Source organism: Nocardioides sp. (genome assembly GCF_051876515.1).
Classification (GTDB): Bacteria; Actinomycetota; Actinomycetes; order Propionibacteriales; family Nocardioidaceae; genus Nocardioides.
This window is the reverse complement of record NZ_JBJEHY010000085.1, coordinates 1-5,246: the sequence shown is the minus strand read 5'-3', so window position 1 is coordinate 5,246 and position 5,246 is coordinate 1. Positions and strand designations below refer to the sequence as shown.

Below are 5,246 nucleotides of genomic sequence, written 5' to 3'. Positions count from 1 at the left end.
CGCGCAGTTATCCGTACGAGGTGCCGTCAATTGGCAGCACCTCGTACGGATAACTGCGCATTACTAAGGGGAGGGCGCGGCGGGACACTCAGGGGAGGGCGCGGGGGACGGGGAACTGGCGCGGGGACGCTTGAAGAAGTCTCCGCCGAAGGTGTCGTATCGACCCGTACCCGTTCGTGGCACGGGTGAGGGGTGGCCAACCGGGCCGCCCGCGGTGGCAGCCGGAGGGCTGCGGACGGAGCGAAGCGATGCCGACGTACATGATCGCCTTCAACGACGAGTGGGTCCCGCCCCACACCAACGACGAGCTCAGGGCCAAGTCGGTCGCCGTCGACGCGGTCGTCGACGCCATGCGGGCGGCGGGGATCGTACGGTTCACCGACGGCGGTCTCGACCGCAGCAGCGTCCTGTGCAGCGTCGAGGCGGTCGACGGCAAGGCCGTCTTCTCCGACGGCCCGTACGTGGAGACCAAGGAGCACCTCGGCGGGTTCGCCGTGATCGAGGTCGCTGACGACGAGACCGCCCGCGACTGGGCCGGCCGCATGGCCGTGGCCCTGGACTGGCCGCAGGAGGTCCTGCGTTTCCCCACCTTCGAGCAGATCACCGCACGCAACGAGAGCCAGGAGTGATCCAGATGCCGCGCTACATGATGTCCGTGTACGGCCCGACCGACCGCCCGGAGTTCGGCGGGTACGAGTCCAAGGAGGCGATGCTGGCCTCGTTCGCCGAGACCGGCGCCTTCAACGACAAGCTGGTCGAGCAGGGCTACTTCGTCTTCGCCGACGGTCTCGAGGCCGCCCCCACCGCGACCACCGTCGACGGCCAGGGCGACAAGCCCGTGGTCACCGACGGCCCGTACCTGGAGGCCAAGGAGCACCTCGGAGGGTTCTGGGTGATCGACGTCCCCGACCTCGACGTCGCGCTGGCCCTGGCGGCCGAGGGTTCCAAGGCGTGCCGGGGTGTGGTCGAGGTCCGACCGTTCCAGACCGAGGCCAGTGTCAAGGCGATGCTCGACGAATGAGGCCCACCCGGTGAGCCGTGACGTCTCCGCCGCCCTCACCCGCGCCCACCACGACGAGTGGGCCCGGGTGGTGGCCGGCCTCGCGCGCCGCTTCGGCGACCTGGACCTCGCCGAGGACGCGGCCGCCGAGGCGTTCGCGGTCGCGGTCGAGCGCTGGCCCGTCGACGGCGTCCCGCCCAACCCGGGCGGGTGGCTCACCACCACCGCCACCCGGCGCGCCCTCGACCGGCTGCGCCGGGAGGCGAAGCGCACGACCAAGCACGAGGCGGCCCACATGCTCGTCGACGACACCCCCGCCGAACCGACCGGACCCGTGGTCGACGACCGGTTGCGGCTCGTCTTCACCTGCTGCCACCCGGCTCTGTCCACCGAGGCCCGGGTCGCGCTCACCCTGCGCCTGCTGGGCGGGCTGACCGTCCCCGAGATCGCGCACGCCTTCCTCGTGCCGACCACGACGATGGCGCAGCGCATCACCCGGGCGAAGGCCAAGATCAAGGCCGCCCACATCCCGTACCGGGTGCCCTCGCAGGCCGACGTGGCCGAACGCCGCGACGGGGTGCTCGCGGTGCTCTTCCTGATCTTCAACGAGGGGTACCTCGCCAGCGACGGGGAGCACGCCGTACGCGCCGACCTGGCCGCCGAGGCGATCCGGTTGGCGCGGCTGGTGCGCGAGCTGCTGCCGGACGACGGCGAGGTGGCCGGTCTGCTGTCGCTGATGCTCCTCACCGACGCCCGGCGCTCCGCCCGGGTCTCGCGCGACGGGGAGCTCGTGACGCTGGCCGACCAGGACCGCAGCGCCTGGGACGCCGCGATGGTCGAGGAGGGGATCGCCCTGCTGAGCGAGCGGCTGGCTGCCGTCGCCGCAGGGGACGGGCCGCCCGGCCGGTACCAGCTGCTGGCGGCGGTCAACGCGGTCCACGTGAGCGCCCCGAGCGCCGCGGACACGGACTGGGGTCAGGTGGTCGCGCTGTACGACCGGCTGGTGCGGATCGACCCGTCCCCGGTCGTACGGCTCAACCGCGCCGTGGCGCTGGCGGAGGTCGACGGTCCGCAGGTGGCCCTTGCCGAGGTGGACCGGCTCGCCGACGCGTTGGCGGGGTACCACGCCCTGCACGTGACGCGGGCCGAGCTGCTGCGCCGGCTGGGACGCGGGCCCGAGGCGCGCGAGGCGTACGACCGCGCCCTGGCGCTGACCGCCAACCCGGCTGAACGGGCCCACCTGGAACGTCGGCGCGGACAGGTAGTCTCAGCCCATGACTAAGTGGGAGTACCAGGTGGCGCCGATTCCGCTCCACAACGAAGCCCTCATGCTCAACAACTTCGGTCAGGACGGCTGGGAGCTGGTCACCATCCAGACCAACGCCAACGGTGGCCTGATCGCCTTCCTCAAGCGTCCCCAGGAGGCGTGATGTCCGTCGAGCAGCGTCTCGAGGAGCTCGGTCTGGTCATCCCCGAGGTCGTCCCGCCCGTGGCGGCGTACGTCCCGGCGGTGCGCACCGGCAACCTCGTCTACACCTCCGGCCAGCTGCCGGCCCGCAACGGCGAGATGATCGCCGTCGGCAAGCTCGGAGACGCCGTCGACGAGGAGACCGGGTACGAGTGCGCCCGCCAGTGCGCGATCAATGCCCTGGCCGCGATCAAGGCCGAGATCGGCTCCCTCGACAACGTCAAGCGCGTCGTCAAGGCCGTCGCCTTCATCGCCTCCACGCCCGACTTCACCGGCCAGCCCAAGGTCGCCAACGGCGCCTCCGAGCTGCTCGGCGAGGTGTTCGGCGAGGCCGGCAAGCACGCCCGCTCCGCCGTCGGTGTCCCGGTGCTGCCGCTCGACGTCCCCGTCGAGGTCGAGCTGATCGTCGAGGTCTGAGGTGCGGGAGATCCGTCTTCCGCAGCGGATCGTCGACCAGGCGGCGGAGTTCTCCGCCGGCACGGCCGACCCTGCTGAGCCGCGTGACGCGGCCACCGTGGTGCTGCTGCGCGACGGCGAGGTCCGCCCCGAGGCGTACCTGCTGCTGCGCCAGACCTCGATGGCGTTCGCCGGCGGCATGGCCGTCTTCCCCGGCGGGGGAGTCGACCAGCGCGACTTCGACGACGAGCTCATCGACGAGGGCCTGTGGCACGGACCGTCGCCCGCCGAGTGGGCGGCGCGTCTGGGCTGTGACGAGGCGAAGGCCCGCGCCCTGGTCTGTGCTGCGGTCCGCGAGACCTTCGAGGAGTCGGGTGTCCTGCTCGCCGGCGCGTCCGGCGACGAGGTCGTCGCCGACACAACCGGCGACGACTGGGAGGCCGACCGGGTCGCCCTGGAGACGCGCGAGCTGTCGCTGACCGCGTTCCTCACCCGCCGCGACCTGATCCTGCGTACGGACCTGCTCGGCGCGTGGTCCGGGTGGCTGACGCCGATCTTCGAGCCGCGCCGGTACCGCACCTGGTTCTTCGTCGCCGCCCTGCCGGCCGGCCAGGTCACCCGCGACGTCTCCACCGAGTCGTCCTCGGTCGCCTGGACCGACGTGGCCGACGCCGTCGCCCAGGTCGACGCCGACGAGCTGATGATGCTGCCCCCGACGTACCTCACCTGCCTCGACGTGGCCCAGCACGCCACCGTCGCGGAAACCCTCGACGAGAGCCAGCACCGTACGGTCGAGATGTTCATGCCCGAGGTGGCGCGGACCCCCGAGGGTGATTTCACGCTCTCCCGGCCGGAGATGTACACCGAGCTGCTGGCGGCACGATGAGTGCCTGGGTCGGGGGCACGTTCGGGTCGACCGCGACCTGCGTGCTCGCGCCCAACGCCAACATCATGACGCTGGACGGCACCAACACGTGGGTGCTGCGCGATCCCGACTCGTCGCGCTCGGTCGTCGTCGACCCCGGTCCCGACATCGACTCCCACGTCGCTGCGATCGAGGCCGTCGCCGGTGACGTCGCCGCGGTGCTGCTGACCCACCACCACTTCGACCACTCCGAGGTCGCCAAGGCGTTCGCCGAGCGGCACGGGTGCGGCGTACGCGCCCTCGACCCGGGGTACCGGCTCGGCACCGAGGGCCTCGGTGACGGCGACGTGGTGTCGGTGGGCGGGCTGGAGGTGCACGTCGTCGGCACTCCCGGCCACACCGCCGACTCGCTCTCCTTCGTGGTGCCTGCCGACGGGGCCGTCCTGACCGGCGACACGGTCCTCGGGCGCGGCACCACCGTCGTGGCGCACCCGGACGGCCAGCTCGGTGCGTACCTCGGCTCGCTGGAGCGGCTGCACGCGCTCTGCGGAGAGCAGGGGATCACCACCGTCTGGCCCGGCCACGGCCCGGTGATCGAGGACGCCCAGGGGGCGTTGACGTACTACCTCGCGCACCGCCAGGAGCGGCTCGCGCAGGTCGAGGAGGCCGTGGTGTCGCTCGCGGAGCGGGCCACGTTGACCGACGCGCTCACCGAGCTCGACCTCGCGCCCGGTTCCGGGGCGACGGTGACGCCGCGCAGCGTGGTGGAGCGGGTCTACGCCGACGTCGACCCCGTGCTGTGGGGTGCGGCCGAGCTGTCCGTACGCGCCCAGCTGGCGTACCTGGCCGAGCGCTGAGCGGCGAGCAGGCGGGGTCTGGTCGGCTCGCCGCAAAGGTCGCCCCCAGCGACCGCTGGTCGACGTTTCACGGCCGCTTGTCGTTTCGATTCATCATGATTAATGCGGTGTGAAGTTGTCACAAGGCATGCTGGGGCGGTGAGTGAGCGCATCTCCTGCCCCGTGCTGGCCGAGAAGGTCCGGACCGCTGACGAGGCCGCTGCCCTGATCCACCCGGGCGACCGGGTCGGGATGAGTGGCTTCACGGGTGCCGGGTCGCCCAAGGCGATCCCGGGCGCTCTCGCGCGGCGTATCCGCGAGGCGCACGACTCGGGTCGTGAGTTCCGGATCGACCTCCTCACCGGCGCCTCGACGGCGCCCGGCACCGACGGCGTGCTCGCCGAGGTGCACGGCATCGCACGGCGGCTGCCGTACCAGGGGGACCCGACCCTGCGCGGCGAGATCAACGCCGGCGAGGTCGACTACCTCGACACCCACCTGTCGCACTCGGCCCAGCACACTTGGTTCGGCTTCTACGGGAAGCTCGACGTCGCCGTCGTCGAGGTCGCGGCCGTCCTGCCGGACGGGCTGCTCGTGCCGTCGAGCTCGGTCGGCAACAACAAGACGTGGCTGGAGCAGGCCGACAAGGTGATCCTCGAGGTGAACTCGTGGCACCCGCGC

Annotated in this window: 7 protein-coding genes and 1 pseudogene; all 8 read left to right on the top strand. The window is 71.8% G+C overall.

All coding sequences use genetic code 11. From position 1 onward, the window contains the following. Positions 1-248 precede the first annotated feature (248 nt). On the top strand, positions 249-629 hold the full coding sequence (locus tag ACI379_RS05815) for a YciI family protein (protein WP_439791131.1): 381 nt from the start codon (positions 249-251) through the stop codon (positions 627-629). A gap of 5 nt (positions 630-634) precedes the next feature. Next, positions 635-1,021 (top strand): YciI family protein, encoded by a 387-nt coding sequence (locus tag ACI379_RS05810; protein WP_439791130.1) that lies wholly within the window; start codon positions 635-637, stop codon positions 1,019-1,021. A 10-nt stretch (positions 1,022-1,031) separates the two neighbouring features. Further along, positions 1,032-2,282, top strand: a complete 1,251-nt coding sequence (locus ACI379_RS05805; protein ID WP_439791129.1) for an RNA polymerase sigma factor — start codon at positions 1,032-1,034, stop codon at positions 2,280-2,282. Then, positions 2,275-2,430 (top strand): hypothetical protein, encoded by a 156-nt coding sequence (locus ACI379_RS05800; protein ID WP_439791128.1) that lies wholly within the window; start codon positions 2,275-2,277, stop codon positions 2,428-2,430. Before ACI379_RS05805 ends, ACI379_RS05800 begins: the two co-directional genes overlap by 8 nt. Further along, the gene (locus tag ACI379_RS05795) at positions 2,430-2,885 is read left to right on the top strand and encodes a RidA family protein (RefSeq protein WP_439791127.1); all 456 of its coding nucleotides are present in this window, start codon (positions 2,430-2,432) and stop codon (positions 2,883-2,885) included. Before ACI379_RS05800 ends, ACI379_RS05795 begins: the two co-directional genes overlap by 1 nt. A 1-nt stretch (position 2,886) precedes the next feature. Further along, a complete protein-coding gene (locus ACI379_RS05790; RefSeq protein WP_439791126.1) occupies positions 2,887-3,750 on the top strand; it encodes an NUDIX hydrolase in 864 nt (287 codons plus the stop codon). After that, a complete protein-coding gene (locus ACI379_RS05785) occupies positions 3,747-4,586 on the top strand; it encodes an MBL fold metallo-hydrolase (RefSeq protein ID WP_439791125.1) in 840 nt (279 codons plus the stop codon). Before ACI379_RS05790 ends, ACI379_RS05785 begins: the two co-directional genes overlap by 4 nt. 138 nt (positions 4,587-4,724) lie before the next feature. After that, a pseudogene (locus tag ACI379_RS05780) lies at positions 4,725-5,246 on the top strand (propionyl-CoA--succinate CoA transferase); the annotation flags it as partial.

Bases quoted from the DNA above. Each gene is read 5' to 3' on its own strand.
- ACI379_RS05810 (WP_439791130.1), top strand. From the start codon at position 635: ATGCCGCGCTACATGATGTCCGTGTACGGCCCGACCGACCGCCCGGAG.
- ACI379_RS05795 (WP_439791127.1), top strand. From the start codon at position 2,430: ATGTCCGTCGAGCAGCGTCTCGAGGAGCTCGGTCTGGTCATCCCCGAG.
- ACI379_RS05800 (WP_439791128.1), top strand. From the start codon at position 2,275: ATGACTAAGTGGGAGTACCAGGTGGCGCCGATTCCGCTCCACAACGAA.
- ACI379_RS05815 (WP_439791131.1), top strand. From the start codon at position 249: ATGCCGACGTACATGATCGCCTTCAACGACGAGTGGGTCCCGCCCCAC.
- ACI379_RS05785 (WP_439791125.1), top strand. From the start codon at position 3,747: ATGAGTGCCTGGGTCGGGGGCACGTTCGGGTCGACCGCGACCTGCGTG.